We start from the raw sequence: 14,820 nt of genomic DNA, 5'->3' as shown, positions 1-14,820 counted from the left end.
ACGCATGCCACCACCGTCACCACTTCATCTCGACCCCATCGAAGAGGCCCACCGGCAGTGGACCAAGCACGGCTGGGGTGACGTTGCCGACGGCATGGCCGCGGTGACCTCGGTGATGCGCGCCCATCAGATCATGATCGCGCGGGTGGAAGAGGTGCTCAAACCGTCGGGGCTCACGTTCGCCCGGTACGAATTGCTGACACTGCTGACGTTCACGCGCACCGGCGCACTCCCGATGGCGAAGGYCAGCGCGCGCCTTCAGGTTCACCCGACGAGCGTCACCAACGCCGTCGACCGGCTCGAGACGGCGAATCTCGTGCGGCGTGTTCCGCATCCGAGCGAYCGTCGGGCGACGCTGATCGAAATCACCGACGCGGGAAGGAAACTGGCAGTCGAGTCCACCGAGCGGCTCAACGCCCAGGTGTTCTCCCGCCCCGGCGTGTCCGGTGACAAGCTGGAACAACTGGTCGCCATCCTCGCCGAACTGCGCCGCGAGGCAGGCGATTTCGACACCGGAGACGCGCCCACCAAGTGGTGAAGCACCACTGTCGCCCCGCACCTGGTCCGGTGCGGGGCGACAGTCGTTTCAGGGCTTTCAGCGGTGCTTGAAGACGGGCGAACGCTTCTCGACGAACGCCGCCATCCCTTCCTTCTGATCTTCGGTGGCGAACGTCGAGTGGAACACCCGGCGCTCGAAGCGGACGCCCTCGGTGAGCGTGGTTTCGAAGGAGCGGTTCACCGCTTCCTTCGCCATCATCGCGACCGGGAGGGACATCTCGGCGATGGTGGTCGCCGTCTGCAGCGCCTCGTCCAGGAGGTCGGCGGCGGGCACGATCCGCGACACCAGCCCGGCGCGTTCAGCCTCCTCGGCGTCCATGTTCCGGCCGGTCAGGCACAGTTCCATGGCCTTGGCCTTGCCCACGGCGCGGGTCAGTCGCTGGGAGCCGCCGATGCCGGGGATGACACCGAGTTTGATCTCCGGCTGACCGAACTTCGCGGTGTCGGCGGCGATCAGGATATCGCAGAGCATCGCCAGTTCGCACCCGCCGCCGAGGGCGTAGCCCGCGACGGCAGCGATGGTGGGCTTGCGGGCCGCGGCGAGGCGATCCCACGCGGCGAAGAAGTCGTCCAGGTAGACGTCCATATACGACTTGGGCTGCATCTCCTTGATGTCGGCGCCCGCCGCGAAGGCCCGGTCGGAGCCGGTGATCAGGATGGCTCCGATCTCCGAATCCTTCTCCAACTCCTCGACCGCCGACACGACCTCGCGCATCAGCTCGGAGTTCAATGCGTTGAGCGCCTTCGGACGGTTGAGGGTGATGATCCCCACCCGGCCCTTGCGCTCCAGGAGGATGGTCTCGAAGTCGGTCACTGCTCTCCCTCGGTGGAACGTTCGCGGATGTCGTTGATGATGGCCGAGAAGTCCTGGCCACCACCGCCGGCGGCATGGAACCGGCTGTACAGTTCGGCGGCGCGGAGCCCGAGTTCGGCCTCGACGCCGTTGGTCTTCAGCGCGTTCGCGGCGAGACCGAGATCCTTGTCCATCAGCGCCGCGGCGAAGCCCGGCTGGTAGTCGTTGTTGGCCGGGCTCGTCGGAACCGGTCCGGGCACAGGACAGTTGGTGGTGAGCGCCCAGCACTGACCCGACGCGTTGGATGCGACGTCGAACAGGGCCTGGTTGCTCAGGCCCAGCTTCTCGCCGAGGACGAACGCCTCGCTGACGGCGATCATCGACACACCGAGGATCATGTTGTTGCAGATCTTCGCGGCCTGACCGTTGCCCGGGTCGCCGCAGTGGACGACCTTCTTGCCCATCACGTCGAGCAGCGGCTTCGCGGCCTCGAAGTCGTCCGCCGTGCCGCCGACCATGAACGCGAGAGTTCCCGCGGTGGCGCCGACGACGCCACCGGAGACGGGTGCGTCCACCGAGCGGTGTCCGGCCTCGACGGCCTCGTCGTGCGCGGCCCGGGCGTCCGCCACGTCGATGGTGGACGAGTCGATGAACAGGGTCCCCGGTTTCGCGGCGGGCAGGATCTCCGCGTAGAGCCCGAGAACGTGCTTGCCGCTCGGCAGCATCGTGATCACGACGTCCACCTCGCGTACGGCATCGACGGCCGAATCGGCGACAGTGACACCGTCTTTCACTGCCTGCTCGAGTGCGGCGGGGGCGAGGTCGAAGCCGACCACCGTGTGTCCCGCCTTGACGAGGTTGGCCGCCATGGGGCCACCCATGTGGCCGAGTCCCAGAAATCCGACGGTAGTGCTCATAGCAGTCCCTCCTGGACGCGTGTGGCTGATGGTTCAGTGCTGCGGCTGCGGGGCCGTGAGGCCGAGTTCGAGGTCGCCGAGGGGGGTGAAGAATGTTGCGACGGCGTCGTCGGTCACGTCGTCGATGGAGGCGGGTGACCAGTGCGGGTTGCGGTCCTTGTCGACGACCTGCGCCCGGATCCCCTCGACCAGATCGGCCGAACCCAGGCAGGCCACCGACACCCGGAACTCCTCGTTGAGGACCTCCTCGAGACTGTTCGCCGCCCGGGCCCGGCGCAGCGACGCCAGGGTGACCGCGCACGCGGTCGGCGACTTCGACAGCACCTGCCCGGCCGCCTTCGCCGCCTCCGGCACCCCACTGCCCTGCAGSCGGGCCACGATCTCGGCGACGCTGTCCGCGGAATACGCGGCATCGATCCASSCCYGCTGCGCCASCAGGTCCGATTCCGGGGCCGGTTCGGTGAACTCCGCCAACGCCTCCTCCACCGACGTGTCCGTCAACTTCTGCACGAACTGCTCGATCTTCTCCGACGGGATGAAATGGTCGGCGAACCCGCACGCGATCGCATCCCCCGCACTGAGGCGGGCGGTGGTGAGCGCGATGTGGGTGCCCAACTCTCCCGGGGACCGGGCCARCAGGAACGTGCCCCCGACGTCGGGAACGAACCCGATCCCGGTCTCGGGCATCCCGATCATCGACCGCTCGGTCACGATCCGCACACTCCCGTGCGCCGACACCCCGACCCCGCCGCCCATCACGATGCCGTCCATGATCGCCACATACGGCTTCCGGTAGTTCGCGATCGCCGCGTTGAGGATGTACTCGTCGCGCCAGAACTCCCGCGACCCGGTGCCACCGTCCTTGGCGTCGTGGTAGATCGAGACGATGTCCCCGCCCGCGCACAGGCCGCGTTCCCCGGCGCCGGTGATCAGCACCGCCGCCACCTCGTCGTCCCCGGCCCACGACTCCAGTGCCGCCGCAATCTGCTGGACCATGGCGTGGTTGAGGGCGTTGATCGCCTTSGGSCGGTTSARCACGATCCGGCCCACACCGCCGCTCTTGCCGATCAGAACCTCGTCCACCGTGTCTGTCATGCCGCTCCCTGCTTCCCGTGTCCCGCGCCCGCGATGACGCTGCGGGCAATCACGACCCGCATGATCTCGTTGCTRCCCTCGAGGATCTGATGCACCCGCAGGTCGCGGACGATCTTCTCGATCCCGTACTCGGCAAGATAGCCGTACCCGCCGTGCAGCTGCAGCGCCTTGTTCGCGACCTCGAACCCGGTGTCGGTGGCGAACCGCTTCGCCATCGCACACAACTCCACCACGTCCGGGGCACCCTCCTCCARCGCGGCCGCCGCCCGCCACAACAGGGTGCGGGCCGCCTCCAGCTCSGTGCGCATGTCCGCCAGCTGGAACTGCAACGCCTGCGAGTCGAGCAACGACGACCCGAACGCCTTSCGGTCCGCCAGATACGCCACCGCCTTATCCAACGCGGTCTGCGCCCCACCGACCGAGCAGGCGGCGATGTTGAGCCGGCCCCCGTTCAGGCCGGCCATCGCGATCCGGAACCCGCCGCCCTCGTCGCCGAGCAGGTTGCCCGCCGGCACCCGCACATCCTCGARGATCACCTGCCGGGTCGGCTGGGCGTTCCAGCCCATCTTCACCTCGTTCGGCCCGAACGACAGCCCGGCCGAGTCCTTCGGGACGATGAACGCCGAGATCCCGCGCGGCCCGCCCTCCCCGGTRCGGGCCATCACCACATACACCTCCGAGGTGCCGGCCCCGGAAATGAACTGCTTGACCCCGTTGAGCACGTAGTCGTCGCCGTCGCGGACCGCCCTGGTGCTCAGCGCCGCCGCATCCGAGCCGGCGCCGGGTTCGGTGAGGCAGTAACTGCCCAGCTGATCCATCGCGCACAACCCCGGCACCCAGGCGCGGCGCTGCTCCTCGGTGCCGAACCGGTCGATCATCCAGGTGACCATGTTGTGGATGGAAATGTAGGCGGCGATCGACGGACAGCCCTTCGCCAACTGCTCGAAGATGCGGGCCGCATCGACCCGGGTCAGCTCGGAGCCGCCCACGTCCTCGCGGATGTAGATCCCGCCCATCCCGAGCGAGGCCGCCTTCCGCAGCACATCGACGGGGAAATGCTTGGCCTGATCCCATTCCACCGCATGCGGCGCCAGATGCTCGGCCGCGAAATCACGGGCCGTGTCACTGATCGCCCGCTCGTCATCGGTCAAGGTGAACATGGAGATCCGTTCAGTTCATGGTGGGGATGACGAAGTGGTTGGTCTCTTCCTTCTTGCCCGAGGGCCAACGCTGCGTCACGGTCTTGGTCTTGGTGTAGAAGCGGAAGGAGTCAGGACCGTGCTGGTTCAGGTCGCCGAAGCCGGAACGCTTCCAGCCGCCGAACGTGTGGTACGCGATCGGTACCGGGATCGGCACGTTGACRCCGACCATGCCGACGTTCACCCGGTTCGTGAAGTCGCGGGCCGTGTCGCCGTCGCGGGTGAAGATGGCGACGCCGTTGCCGTACTCGTGCTCGGTGGGCAGGCGGAGCGCCTCCTCGTAGTCCGCCGCGCGGGCAACCAGCAGGACGGGTCCGAAGATCTCTTCCTTGTAGACGCGCATGTCGGTGGTGACCTTGTCGAACAGGGTCGCGCCGGCGAAGAAGCCGTTCTCGTGGCCCTCGAGGATGAAGCCGCGGCCGTCGATCACGGCCTCCGCGCCCTCATCGATGCCGATCTGGATGTAGTTGTTCACCCGCTCGAGGGCGTCCTTGCTGACCAGCGGACCGAAGTCGGCGGACTCGTCGTCGCTGCGGCCGATCGTGAGCTTGCCGACCCGCTCGGTCAGCTTCGCGACCAGCGCATCCGCCGTCTCCTCGCCCACCGGCACGGCGACGGAAATGGCCATGCACCGCTCACCCGCGGAGCCGTAACCAGCGCCGATGAGGGCGTCTGCCACCTCGTCGAGGTCGGCGTCGGGCATGATGATCGCGTGGTTCTTCGCGCCACCGAAGCATTGTGCGCGCTTGCCGTGGGCCGCGGCGGTCTCGTAGATGTACTGCGCGATCGGGGTGGACCCGACGAACCCGACAGCCTTGACGCGGTCGTCGGTGAGCAGGACGTCCACCACTTCCTTGTCACCGTTGACCACGTTGAACACACCGGCGGGCAGACCGGCCTCGAGGAACAGTTCGGCCAGGCGCAGCGGCACCGAGGGGTCGCGCTCGGACGGCTTGAGGATGAAGGCGTTGCCGGCGGCCAGCGCGGGACCGGCCTTCCACAGCGGGATCATGGCCGGGAAGTTGAAGGGTGTGATGCCGGCGACGACGCCGAGCGGCTGACGCATGGAGTACACGTCGATCCCGGTTCCGGCGGATTCCGTGTACTCGCCCTTGAGCAGGTGAGGAGCGCCGAGGGCGAACTCGATGACCTCGAGTCCGCGCTGGATGTCGCCCTTCGCGTCGGGGATCGTCTTGCCGTGCTCGGACGACAGGAGGCGCGCCAGCGAATCCATCTCCTCCTGCACGAGCTGGAGGAACTTCATCAGGACGCGTGCCCGCTTCTGCGGATTGAACAGCGCCCATTCGCGCTGAGCTTCTACCGCGTTCGCGATGATCGCCTCCGTCTCGGCCTTGTCGGCGAGAGGCACACGCGCCTGCACCTCACCGGTGTTGGGGTCGTAGACGTCGCCGAACTTGTTGGAGGCACCGGGGACGCGCTTGCCGCCGACGAAGTGGGATAGCTCTTGAACCATTGTGCGAACCCGTTCCTTGTTCGATGATGAGGGAGTTCCGAATATGTGCTCATCCTATAGTTGGATGTCCATGTATGTCCATCATACGATCGGAACATGCAGATTCACTCTCCCGAGGAGCTGAACTTCCTCCGCATCCTGCAGACCAACCCGTACATCACCACGATCCTGGACCGTGCACCCCAACTCGGCCTCTCGGACTGGTACCTCACCGCAGGCGCCGTATTCCAGACGGTCTGGAACCACCTCGACGGCCGCGACCCGCAGTCGGGGATCAACGACTACGACCTCTTCTACTTCGACGACACCGACCTCGGCCACGACGCCGAAGACGACGTCATCCGCCGAGCCGACGCACTGTTCGGCGACCTCGATGTGCGCGTCGAAGTCAGAAACGAAGCGCGTGTGCATATTTGGTACGAAAACCACTTCGGCGTGCCCTCGACACCCTTCACCGACTGCACGATCCCGTCCTCGCTCCGCGTGAGGTGTACGAATCCAAAGCTGCCCGGTGGCAGAAGGAATGGCCCCATTTGACCGTGGTGCCGTGGCCGGAGTAAGCAGTCAGTGCTTTCGCACGACGTGCTCGGGCTTGCCCGGTTTCCAGATGGTGATATCCATGTGGCCGTCGCCGACCTCCACCGCCGAGCCGCCAATCAGGTCGGCTCGGTAGCAGTGATCGAATTCCTGCCCCCGGATGTCGAACCCGGTCTCGTCGAACAGTGCCTGCGCGAAACGCTGATGCAGGGCCTTGTCCTGGACGTCGTCGACGACACCCCACAGTTTTGCGTCACCCTCCTTCACCTCGGTGTCGACGGTCGCCGTGTGCAGGCAGAAGCGCGGATCCCGTGCCAGATCACGGAACTTCGTCGTGTTCGGCATTCCGGCGATCCACAACTGATTCTCGAAAAATCTCGGCTCGACCGGGCTGATCCGCGGAAACCCGTCGGAGCGAAGCGTGCCGAGCATGCACAGGTTCTTGGTCGCCGCGTGCCTGCGGGAGAAGATAGCGGCAATCCGCGGAGCAGCTTCGGCGAACTCATTCCAGCTGGCCATGCACACGACCCTACGACGAATCCCATGGCCGCCGGGTCAAGACGCCCGCAATTGTGCGATGAGGATCGCTTCGATTTCCGACCGACGCGCCGCGGACGGCAGTCGTGGGGCCGCGGACCGGTAGTGATGCCCCGTCGGGGTACCGAGGTCGAAGAGATGCGTTCGGCCATGCCTCCTGACGGGGCGCGCGGTCCAGCCGTCGCCCTCCTTCGCGTAGTTGCACGCCGCGCACAACCCGGCCCATTGTGTGCCGTGGTGGCACCCTTCTTGCGGCGCGAGAGAATGTGATCGTGATGGCGGATCGGCGCATCACACCACGGCGTCCGGCACGTCCGGTCCCGGAGATCGATCAGCTTCGCAAGGCTTTTCGGGAACGTCCGCGCCTGCGATTCCATCGCCGTCAACGACCCCGACACCGGGCACGAGTAGATCAACCGCAACGTGGTTTCGGTCTCCCCATCAAGGGCGTCCGCCACCAGTTTCCGGGCGATCCCCGCCGGCACCGGCCCGAACCCCGCCAGGTCCGCCGCCTCGTTCTCACCCGCCAGCAGTGCTTCGTCGGAGATCACCAGGTTCACCGCCACCGGCACCATTGGCGACCGATGCCCCGGTGCCGCGGTCGAACAACAGGTCCACCATCAGCTGGTTGCGGGTGCGGCCACCGCTCTCCCCGGTGATGAGGCTGTCCGCATCCCGCCCCAATGTGGCGTGTAGGCACACTGCTTGCTCCATGGGCAGCAGCACACTCAGATACGCCATCGAATCCGGCGCCGGCCGCGTCGTGACCCGCCGCTCCGAGACGGCCTTGCGGTACCGGGCCACCACCGCGGCGGCGTCGAGTTCCACCGCCAGGGCCTTCGCCTTCGCGACCAGGCCGCGGTCCCCGACCCCGTCGAGAATGTTCGGGTCCGAACACAACCGGCGATCCACCACCGCACGATCCGCCGCCGATAGACATGCTGTCTCCCGCACCAGCAGCGTGGCACGCCACTCGTTCAACCGGCCCGACCGCAACAACGCCAACGTGTGCGGCATCTCGTGCACCACCGCCCGAGCGAACCCCAGATGCCGCCCGCCGCGGTTCGGGGACTCCCTGCGCGCCAACGCAATCTGCGAGGCGATACCGCGGTCCCACTCCGCCCGCGGTCCCACTCCGCCCGCGGCAACCGCCGGGCCTTGCGGTCCTCCCGCATGCACGTGGCGACATCATCGGCGGCCACCGCCTGCACCGCACACCCCACCGACTTCAACGACTCCACCGCATCGAGCCACTCGATCCCCAACCCGGCATCACCACACGGCCCGACACACCGCAACCGCGCCGTGAACGCCCGCAACTCCTCCAGATCCGGTGCCCCCACATCCCCCACGACCAGCCTCCCCCGAGGTTGTTCGAAACTTTGTTCGACTCTAGCAGCCTGACCGGACCACAGGCAATGGCCGAAAGTTCAGATACCCAGTGCCACAGCGGCTGCGATGGCGAGGGTTTCGTCGACGGCGTCGTAATCGCCGGTCCCACCGCCGGGACCGCCGCTGTCGGCGACGGTGCGGCGGGCGGACAGGTGTACGGCGTCGACACCGGTCCCCGCGACCGCGGCGATGTCGTCGACGCGAATCCCGCCACCTGCCATCACCTGGATCCGCCCGTGTGCGTGGGCGACCATGGCCGACAGGGCGTCGAGGCCGTCGATGCAGCGGGGCGCTCCGCCCGAGGTGAGGACGCGGATGATGCCCGACCGCGCGAGCGCATCGAGGGCAGTCGCCCTGTCGTCGACGACGTCCATCGCACGATGGAACGTCACCTCCACCGCGTACGGGTCGATGCCGTCGAGCAGGCGGGCCAGCGCGTCGCGGTCGACGGCCATGCCTGGCGTGAGCGCACCGACGACGACGCCGGATGCGCCCGCGCCCRCCGCGGCACGGATGTCGCGGGCCATGACCGCGATCTCGTCGGCGTCGTAGGCGAATCCGCCGGGCCGGCACCGGATCAGCGGGTGTACCGCGATCCCCTGGGCCACAACGGCTTCGATCATGCCGATGCTCGGTGTCAGTCCGCCGGTCGCGCCGAGTGCGGTGCACAACTCGACACGCGTTGCTCCGGCGCGCCGTGCGATCCGGGCGCCCGCGACGTCCTGGACCGCCAGTTCGAGTACGGGTGCCATCTAGAACAACTGCCAGGAAGGCTTGTGTTCCAGTGCGTACCGGTAGTAGTCGGCGAGTTGCAGTTTGCTCGCCGCGGCCTCGTCGATGACGACGGTCACGTGCGGGTGCAGTTGCATCACCGACGCCGGGCAGAACGCAGCGAGCGGACCTTCGGCGGCGGCGGCGATCGCTTCGGCCTTGCCCTTGCCGAACGCGATCATCACCAGGTGCCGGGCTTCGCTGATGGTGCCCAGCCCCTGGGTGAGGACGTGGTGCGGGACGTCGTCCACGCTGTCGAAGAACCGCGCGTTGTCGAGTCGGGTCTGCTCGGTGAGGGTCTTGACGCGGGTGCGTGAGGTCAGTGCGGAACCCGGCTCGTTGAACCCGATGTGGCCGTCGGTTCCGATGCCGAGCAGTTGCACGTCGACGCCACCCGCCTCGGCGATGGCCGCGTCGTATCGTGCGCCTTCCTCGGCAATGGTGGGCGATTCGCCGTTCGGGCTGAGCACCCGCTCGGGATCGAGGTTGACGTGGTCGACGAACTCCGAGCGGATCACCGAGAAGTACGACTGATCGTGACTTTTCGGCAGCCCGACGTACTCGTCGAGGAGGAAGGCCCGCGCGTCCGTGAAGTCCAGCCCGGACTCGCGGTGCCGTCGCGCGAGTTCGCGGTAGCTTCCGAGCGGGGACGACCCGGTGGCGAGGCCCAGTGTCGCCGGACCGCGTCGGACGTACCTCTCGACGATGTCCGCGACGGTCGTGCTCACCTCCGACGGCGTCGGCCGGATTACGATTTCCATGCGAGTCCTTCCGTTCCGGCGGGCATTCCGCCGGAAAACACGCCACGCGGGCGCAGTTGGTGATCGGTCACGACGATATCTGCGCGGAGGCCCGGGGCCAGGGTGCCGCGTTCGGATTCCAGGCCGAGCAGCCGGGCCGGGGTCCTGGTGGCGGACGCGACGGCGTCGACGAGTCCGACGCCGCTGTCGACAACGGTGGTGCGCACGACATCCAGCAGTCGTGCGGTGCCGCCCGCGATGGCCCCCTCGGATCCGTCGGCGGTCGCGAGCCGGGCCACCCCGTGCGAGACGCGCACGTCCAGTGGCCCGAGTTGGTAGTCGCCGTCCGAGACACCGGCGGCGGCCATGGCGTCGCTGACGAGGACGATCTGGTCCGGTCCGACGGCGTCGAACACCATCGACACGGTCTCGGGCGCGAGATGCACTCCGTCCGCGATCAATTCGACGACGATGTCGCCGCGACCGGCTGCGGCGAGAAACGCGGCCACCGGCCCCGGCGCGCGGTGGTGCAGCGGCGGCATCGCGTTGAACAGGTGTGTGGCGGTCAGCGGCCCGCCGGCGGCGTCGGCGATCCGTGCGGACGTCGTCGCTGCATCGGTGTCGGTGTGGCCGAGGCTCGGTAACACGCCGCGCCGGCGCATCGCGGTGAGAAGCTCGCCGAAGTGCGCGGTCTCCGGTGCGAGCGTCATCGACCGGACGGTGCCACGCGCGGCGTCGCAGATCCGCTCGAACAGGCCGGGGTCGCCGGGCACCACGGACGCGGGATCCTGCGCACCGCAGCGGGCACCGGAGATGAACGGGCCCTCCAGGTGGATCCCGAGGAGGTCACGGCGTTCCACCAGGTCGGCGAGGATTCCGGCCTGCCGGAGCAGATCCTGCTCCCCCGCCGAGACCAGGCTCCCGAGCAGTCCGGTGGTGCCGTGCCCGCGGTGATGGTCCGCGGCCAGCCTCGCCCCGTCGGCGTCGGCGTTCGGAAAGCCTGCGCCTGCGCCGCCGTGGCAGTGCAGGTCGATCAGGCCCGGCAGCAGTATCGACGAAGTCGGGTCCGGCAGCGGCACCTGCCCGCGGTACTGCGACGCGGAACCGACCCAGGAGATTCGGTCGCCGTCGGTGACGACCACGCCGTCGGCGAGGACGCCGTCCTCCACGACGGCCCTGCCCCGCAGGATCATCGGGGTGCCCCGGACGCAAGAGCCGCGACTGCCGACCGTGCGGCCTGCGGTGACTGTGCGCTGCGCGCGGCGACGGCCATCTCCCGGCACCGGTCGAGGTCGGTGACGGCCAGACGGGCACGGACGGCGCCCAGCGATGGGGCCACCATGGACAGGCTCGTGACGCCCAACCCGACCAGCACGGGCGCCAGCACTGGATCGGACGCGGCCTCCCCGCAGACGCCGACAGGTGTGCCCGCCTCCGCTCCGGCCGCACCGACCAAGCCGATCAGGTCCAGGACCGCGGGCTGCCACGGGTCGAGCAGTGCGGCGAGGCCGCCGGCCATCCGGTCGGCGGCGCACGTGTACTGGCTCAGGTCGTTGGTTCCGATACTGACGAAGTCGAGATGTTCGAGCAGATCGCGGGCGCGCAGTGCCGCCGAGGGGATCTCGATCATCGCCCCGACCTTCGCGATGCCGCGGGAACGGGCGAGTGCAGCGAATCCCTCCGCCTCTCCCGCCGTGGCGACCATCGGGGCCATCACCCACAGGTCCGCGCCGGTAGCGGAGGCCGCCACGCCGAGCGCTTCCAGTTGGGTGGCCAGGACCTCCGGGAAGACGGTGCCGACCCGCAGCCCCCGCACACCGAGTGCCGGGTTCTCCTCGGCGCCCAGATCGAGGAACGGCAGCGGTTTGTCGGATCCGGAATCGAGTGTCCGGACCACCACCTTCCGTCCGGCGAACCGCTCCAGCACGGAGGTGTACGTGGCGATCTGCTCGTCGAGGGTGGGCGCGGTCTGCCTGCCGAGGTAGAGGAACTCGGTGCGGAACAGTCCGACGCCCTCCGAATCCGCGGCGGCGGCGCGCACGGCGTCGTCGACGGTGCCGATGTTGACGAGCAGCCCGACCGGTGCGCCGTCCCGGGTGCGGCCCGRCCCACTCGTGGCCGCGACCCGCGCCCGGGCCTCGGCGATCCGCGTCCACACCTCCGACTGCCGACGTTCGCCGGGGTCGACGACGACCTCGCCCGTGGTGCCGTCGAGCACCACCGGTCTCCCCTCGATCAATCGGTCGAGGTCGGCGCAGTTCACGATCGCGGGCAGGCCGAGCGATTTCGCCAGTATCGCAGTGTGGCTCGTGGGCCCGCCCTCCGCAGTGAGCAGGCCCACCACGTCGCTGCCGCCGAGCATCGCGGTGTCCGCGGGCGACAGGTCCCGGGCAACGAGAACGAACGGATATCCGGGGTCGGGGATTCCGGGCATCGGCACTCCCGACAGCACCGCGACCGCACGATGTCCGAGGTCGCGCAGGTCCGCGACGCGCTCGGCCATGTACCCCCCGAGTGCCTCGAGTGTGACGCAGTAACCCTCGAACGCGACGCTCACGGCGTGCGCCGTCGGCATGCCGCCGCGAAGGTTCTCCTCGGCGGCGGACACGATTCCCGGGTCGCGGGCCATCGCCGCCGACACGAGCAGGATCTCGGACGCGACGCCGTCCACCTGCGCGGCGCGGGCCTCGAGGTCGCCGGACACCGTCGCGAGGGCGTCCCGCACCCGGGCGATCTCCGCTGGGACCGATTCGCCGACAGGGTCTTCGGCGGACGTCTCGACCGGCGTCCCGAACGCGAGCCAGGGCGCGCAGACCAGCCCCGGACTCACCCCGAGTCCGTGCACTACCTGTTCCGTGGTCGTCGGCATCAGGCGGCGTCGAGGTCGGAGGCGAGCAGGTCGGCGAGGCGGTCGAGGGCGTCCTCGCTGCCCTCCCCTTCCGCGGTGATCGTCACCTCGGTACCGAATGCGGCGCCGAGGGTCATGACCGCGAGCATGCTGCCCGCGTCCACCGGCGCCGACTCGCCGACGGCGATCTGCACCGGGACCGGCACGGCCGCGGCGGCCTGGGTGAACTTCGCGGCGGGGCGGGCGTGCAGGCCCACCTTCGAACCGATGAGGACCGTTCGTGAAGCCATGCTCACTGACCTGCCTTTTCCGTGTCGGTGTCGGTGTTGGTGTCCGCGTCGTCCTCCCGGCCGGGAGTGCGCAGGTTCCATTTCTTGATGACGAAGCTGAACAGGACGTAATAGATCACCGCGTACCCGAGCCCGATGGGGATCAGCATCCACGCGTTGGTGGCCTTGCCGAAGTTGAGGACGTAGTCGAAGAAGCCTGCGGAGAACGTGAATCCGTCATGGATGCCGAGCGCGTTGACCAGGGCCATCGAGGTGCCGGTGAGGAACGCGTGGATCAGGTACAGYGGCCAGGCGACGAACATGAACGCGAATTCGAGGGGCTCGGTGATCCCGGTGAGGAACGCCGTCAGCGCGGTGGACAGCATGATGCCGCCCACGACCTTCTTCTGCGAGGGCCGGGCGTTGCGCCAGATCGCCAGTGCTGCAGCGGGAAGCGCGAACATCATGATCGGGAAGAAGCCGGTCATGAAGATGCCGGCGCTCGGGTCGCCGGCGAAGAACCGGTTGAGGTCGCCGCGGACGAGTTCTCCGCTCGCGTTCTGGTAGTCGCCGACGAGGAACCACACGGTGGAGTTCAGGATGTGGTGCAGTCCGGTCGGGATGAGCAGGCGGTTGGCCATGCCGTAGACGCCGCCACCGATCACCGAGTTCTCGGCGACCGTCTCGCCCACCCACGTCAGGGCGGAGTTGAACGCCGGGTACAGGAACGCCATGAGGACGCCGACGACGAGACCGGTGACGGCGGTGAGGATGGGAACGAGCCTGCGGCCGTTGAAGAATCCGAGGTAGTCGGGCAGTTTGGTGCGGTAGAACCGCTGCCACAGAATGGCGGACAGCAGACCCATCACGATGCCCGCGAGGACACCGTAGTTGATCAGCGCCTGGTCGCCGTTCGGATCGGTCTTGCCTTCCAGGACGACCGGGGACATGGCCTCGAACACGCCGTTGATGACCATGTATCCGACCACGGCGGCCAGGGCGGTGGAACCGTCGGCCTTCTTGGCCCAGCCGATGGCGATGCCCACAGCGAAGATGAGGGGCAGCCAGGTGAATACGGCCTGGCCGGCCGCGGAGATGACGGACGCGGCGGTGTGCATCGAGTCGAATCGTCCGAGGAGGTCGTCCTGGCCGAGTCGCAGCAGGATGCCTGCCGCGGGTAGTACCGCGATCGGCAGCATCAGGCTGCGCCCGAGGCGCTGTAACCCGGCAAACACCGCTGATTCCTTTTTCGGGCTGTCTACGACAGTCATATCGGCCTTCTCTGTGCGCGTCGGTCGCCGAATCGGCGTCTGGTGAGTCCCGAAACCGGTGGCGGCGAGCGCGTCGTACGGCTTCGGGAAAACTATTGTGGACCAGCACCCCCAACGGGTACTGTCCGGTCATAACCAGTTGCTAGTTTGACCAGGTGAGCACAGGATGTCAACAGGCAAATGTGATCCAGCTAACTCATTCCTCACCATCACCTGCAGCGCAAACACGAACTACGAGGGAGAACCGATGTCCAAAGCGGACGCAATCATCAGCGGCCTCGGCGGTGCCGACAACATCGTCGAGATCGAGGCCTGCATCACCCGGCTGCGCACCGAGGTCAAGGACGGCGCCAAGGTCGACGAGGCCGCGCTCAAGGCCGCAGGCGCCCACGGGGTGTTGAAGGCGGGCAGCGTCGTCC

General features: G+C 68.0%; 15 protein-coding genes and 1 pseudogene. 3 read left to right on the top strand and 13 right to left on the bottom strand.

Annotation, left to right across the window (positions count from 1 at the left end; all coding sequences use genetic code 11):
* Positions 1 to 4: 4 nt before the first annotated feature.
* Positions 5 to 538: a MarR family winged helix-turn-helix transcriptional regulator gene (locus AC1DWT_RS43680; RefSeq protein WP_477925557.1), complete on the top strand. Its 534-nt coding sequence runs from the start codon at positions 5 to 7 to the stop codon at positions 536 to 538.
* Positions 539 to 595: 57 nt separating this feature from the next.
* Here AC1DWT_RS43680 and AC1DWT_RS43675 read toward each other — a convergent pair whose 3' ends face one another.
* The 5 genes from AC1DWT_RS43675 to AC1DWT_RS43655 are packed head-to-tail and all read right to left on the bottom strand — an operon-like array spanning position 596 to position 6,036.
* A complete protein-coding gene (locus AC1DWT_RS43675; protein WP_072946032.1) occupies positions 596 to 1,372 on the bottom strand; it encodes an enoyl-CoA hydratase in 777 nt (258 codons plus the stop codon).
* Positions 1,369 to 2,268, bottom strand: coding sequence for a 3-hydroxyisobutyrate dehydrogenase (mmsB, locus tag AC1DWT_RS43670; RefSeq protein ID WP_072946029.1), 900 nt, complete (start codon positions 2,266 to 2,268; stop codon positions 1,369 to 1,371). Before mmsB ends, AC1DWT_RS43675 begins: the two co-directional genes overlap by 4 nt.
* A gap of 33 nt (positions 2,269 to 2,301) precedes the next feature.
* Entirely contained in the window at positions 2,302 to 3,363 is a 1,062-nt protein-coding gene (locus tag AC1DWT_RS43665) for an enoyl-CoA hydratase/isomerase family protein (RefSeq protein WP_477925554.1), read from the bottom strand.
* Complete coding sequence (locus AC1DWT_RS43660; RefSeq protein WP_477925552.1) at positions 3,360 to 4,523, bottom strand: isobutyryl-CoA dehydrogenase; 1,164 nt, start codon at positions 4,521 to 4,523, stop codon at positions 3,360 to 3,362. Before AC1DWT_RS43660 ends, AC1DWT_RS43665 begins: the two co-directional genes overlap by 4 nt.
* A gap of 10 nt (positions 4,524 to 4,533) precedes the next feature.
* A complete protein-coding gene (locus tag AC1DWT_RS43655) occupies positions 4,534 to 6,036 on the bottom strand; it encodes a CoA-acylating methylmalonate-semialdehyde dehydrogenase (RefSeq protein WP_206012817.1) in 1,503 nt (500 codons plus the stop codon).
* Positions 6,037 to 6,132: 96 nt separating this feature from the next.
* Here AC1DWT_RS43655 and AC1DWT_RS43650 point away from each other — a divergent pair, with 96 nt between their 5' ends.
* Entirely contained in the window at positions 6,133 to 6,573 is a 441-nt protein-coding gene (locus AC1DWT_RS43650; RefSeq protein ID WP_241031285.1) for a nucleotidyltransferase family protein, read from the top strand.
* A 27-nt stretch (positions 6,574 to 6,600) separates the two neighbouring features.
* Here AC1DWT_RS43650 and AC1DWT_RS43645 read toward each other — a convergent pair whose 3' ends face one another.
* The 8 genes and pseudogenes from AC1DWT_RS43645 to AC1DWT_RS43610 all read right to left on the bottom strand — a co-directional run bounded on the left by AC1DWT_RS43645 (position 6,601) and on the right by AC1DWT_RS43610 (position 14,401).
* Positions 6,601 to 7,092 carry a pyridoxamine 5'-phosphate oxidase family protein gene (locus AC1DWT_RS43645; protein WP_072946019.1) on the bottom strand — a complete coding sequence of 164 codons (492 nt, stop codon included), beginning with the start codon at positions 7,090 to 7,092 and terminating at the stop codon, positions 6,601 to 6,603.
* A gap of 36 nt (positions 7,093 to 7,128) precedes the next feature.
* Positions 7,129 to 8,453 (bottom strand): annotated as a pseudogene (locus tag AC1DWT_RS43640) (HNH endonuclease signature motif containing protein).
* Between the two features lie 87 nt (positions 8,454 to 8,540).
* Positions 8,541 to 9,254 carry a copper homeostasis protein CutC gene (locus tag AC1DWT_RS43635; protein ID WP_477925551.1) on the bottom strand — a complete coding sequence of 238 codons (714 nt, stop codon included), beginning with the start codon at positions 9,252 to 9,254 and terminating at the stop codon, positions 8,541 to 8,543.
* Entirely contained in the window at positions 9,255 to 10,034 is a 780-nt protein-coding gene (nagB, locus tag AC1DWT_RS43630) for a glucosamine-6-phosphate deaminase (protein ID WP_072946011.1), read from the bottom strand. It abuts the gene before it with no gap.
* The gene (locus tag AC1DWT_RS43625; RefSeq protein ID WP_095865738.1) at positions 10,022 to 11,206 is read right to left on the bottom strand and encodes an N-acetylglucosamine-6-phosphate deacetylase; all 1,185 of its coding nucleotides are present in this window, start codon (positions 11,204 to 11,206) and stop codon (positions 10,022 to 10,024) included. The genes nagB and AC1DWT_RS43625 overlap by 13 nt, the downstream gene beginning before the upstream one ends.
* Positions 11,203 to 12,882: a phosphoenolpyruvate--protein phosphotransferase gene (ptsP, locus tag AC1DWT_RS43620; RefSeq protein WP_477925549.1), complete on the bottom strand. Its 1,680-nt coding sequence runs from the start codon at positions 12,880 to 12,882 to the stop codon at positions 11,203 to 11,205. Before ptsP ends, AC1DWT_RS43625 begins: the two co-directional genes overlap by 4 nt.
* The gene (locus AC1DWT_RS43615) at positions 12,882 to 13,151 is read right to left on the bottom strand and encodes an HPr family phosphocarrier protein (RefSeq protein ID WP_206012818.1); all 270 of its coding nucleotides are present in this window, start codon (positions 13,149 to 13,151) and stop codon (positions 12,882 to 12,884) included. The genes ptsP and AC1DWT_RS43615 overlap by 1 nt, the downstream gene beginning before the upstream one ends.
* Positions 13,152 to 13,153: 2 nt before the next feature.
* Positions 13,154 to 14,401 carry a PTS transporter subunit EIIC gene (locus AC1DWT_RS43610; protein ID WP_206012819.1) on the bottom strand — a complete coding sequence of 416 codons (1,248 nt, stop codon included), beginning with the start codon at positions 14,399 to 14,401 and terminating at the stop codon, positions 13,154 to 13,156.
* 166 nt (positions 14,402 to 14,567) lie between these two features.
* Here AC1DWT_RS43610 and AC1DWT_RS43605 point away from each other — a divergent pair.
* Positions 14,568 to 14,820, top strand: a 253-nt coding sequence (locus AC1DWT_RS43605; RefSeq protein ID WP_477925546.1) for a PTS sugar transporter subunit IIB, incomplete at its 3' end; no start/stop codon positions are given.

Source organism: Rhodococcus sp. P4_B6, assembly GCF_056402215.1.
Note: the sequence above shows the minus strand (reverse complement) of the source record. Positions and strands in the feature narration are given on the sequence as shown.

What these genes read in the sequence shown, in the direction of transcription:
- mmsB (WP_072946029.1), bottom strand. Translation starts at nt 2,268, where the DNA reads ATGAGCACTACCGTCGGATTTCTGGGACTCGGCCACATGGGTGGCCCC.
- AC1DWT_RS43650 (WP_241031285.1), top strand. Translation starts at nt 6,133, where the DNA reads ATGCAGATTCACTCTCCCGAGGAGCTGAACTTCCTCCGCATCCTGCAG.
- AC1DWT_RS43645 (WP_072946019.1), bottom strand. Translation starts at nt 7,092, where the DNA reads ATGGCCAGCTGGAATGAGTTCGCCGAAGCTGCTCCGCGGATTGCCGCT.
- nagB (WP_072946011.1), bottom strand. Translation starts at nt 10,034, where the DNA reads ATGGAAATCGTAATCCGGCCGACGCCGTCGGAGGTGAGCACGACCGTC.
- AC1DWT_RS43625 (WP_095865738.1), bottom strand. Translation starts at nt 11,206, where the DNA reads ATGATCCTGCGGGGCAGGGCCGTCGTGGAGGACGGCGTCCTCGCCGAC.
- AC1DWT_RS43615 (WP_206012818.1), bottom strand. Translation starts at nt 13,151, where the DNA reads ATGGCTTCACGAACGGTCCTCATCGGTTCGAAGGTGGGCCTGCACGCC.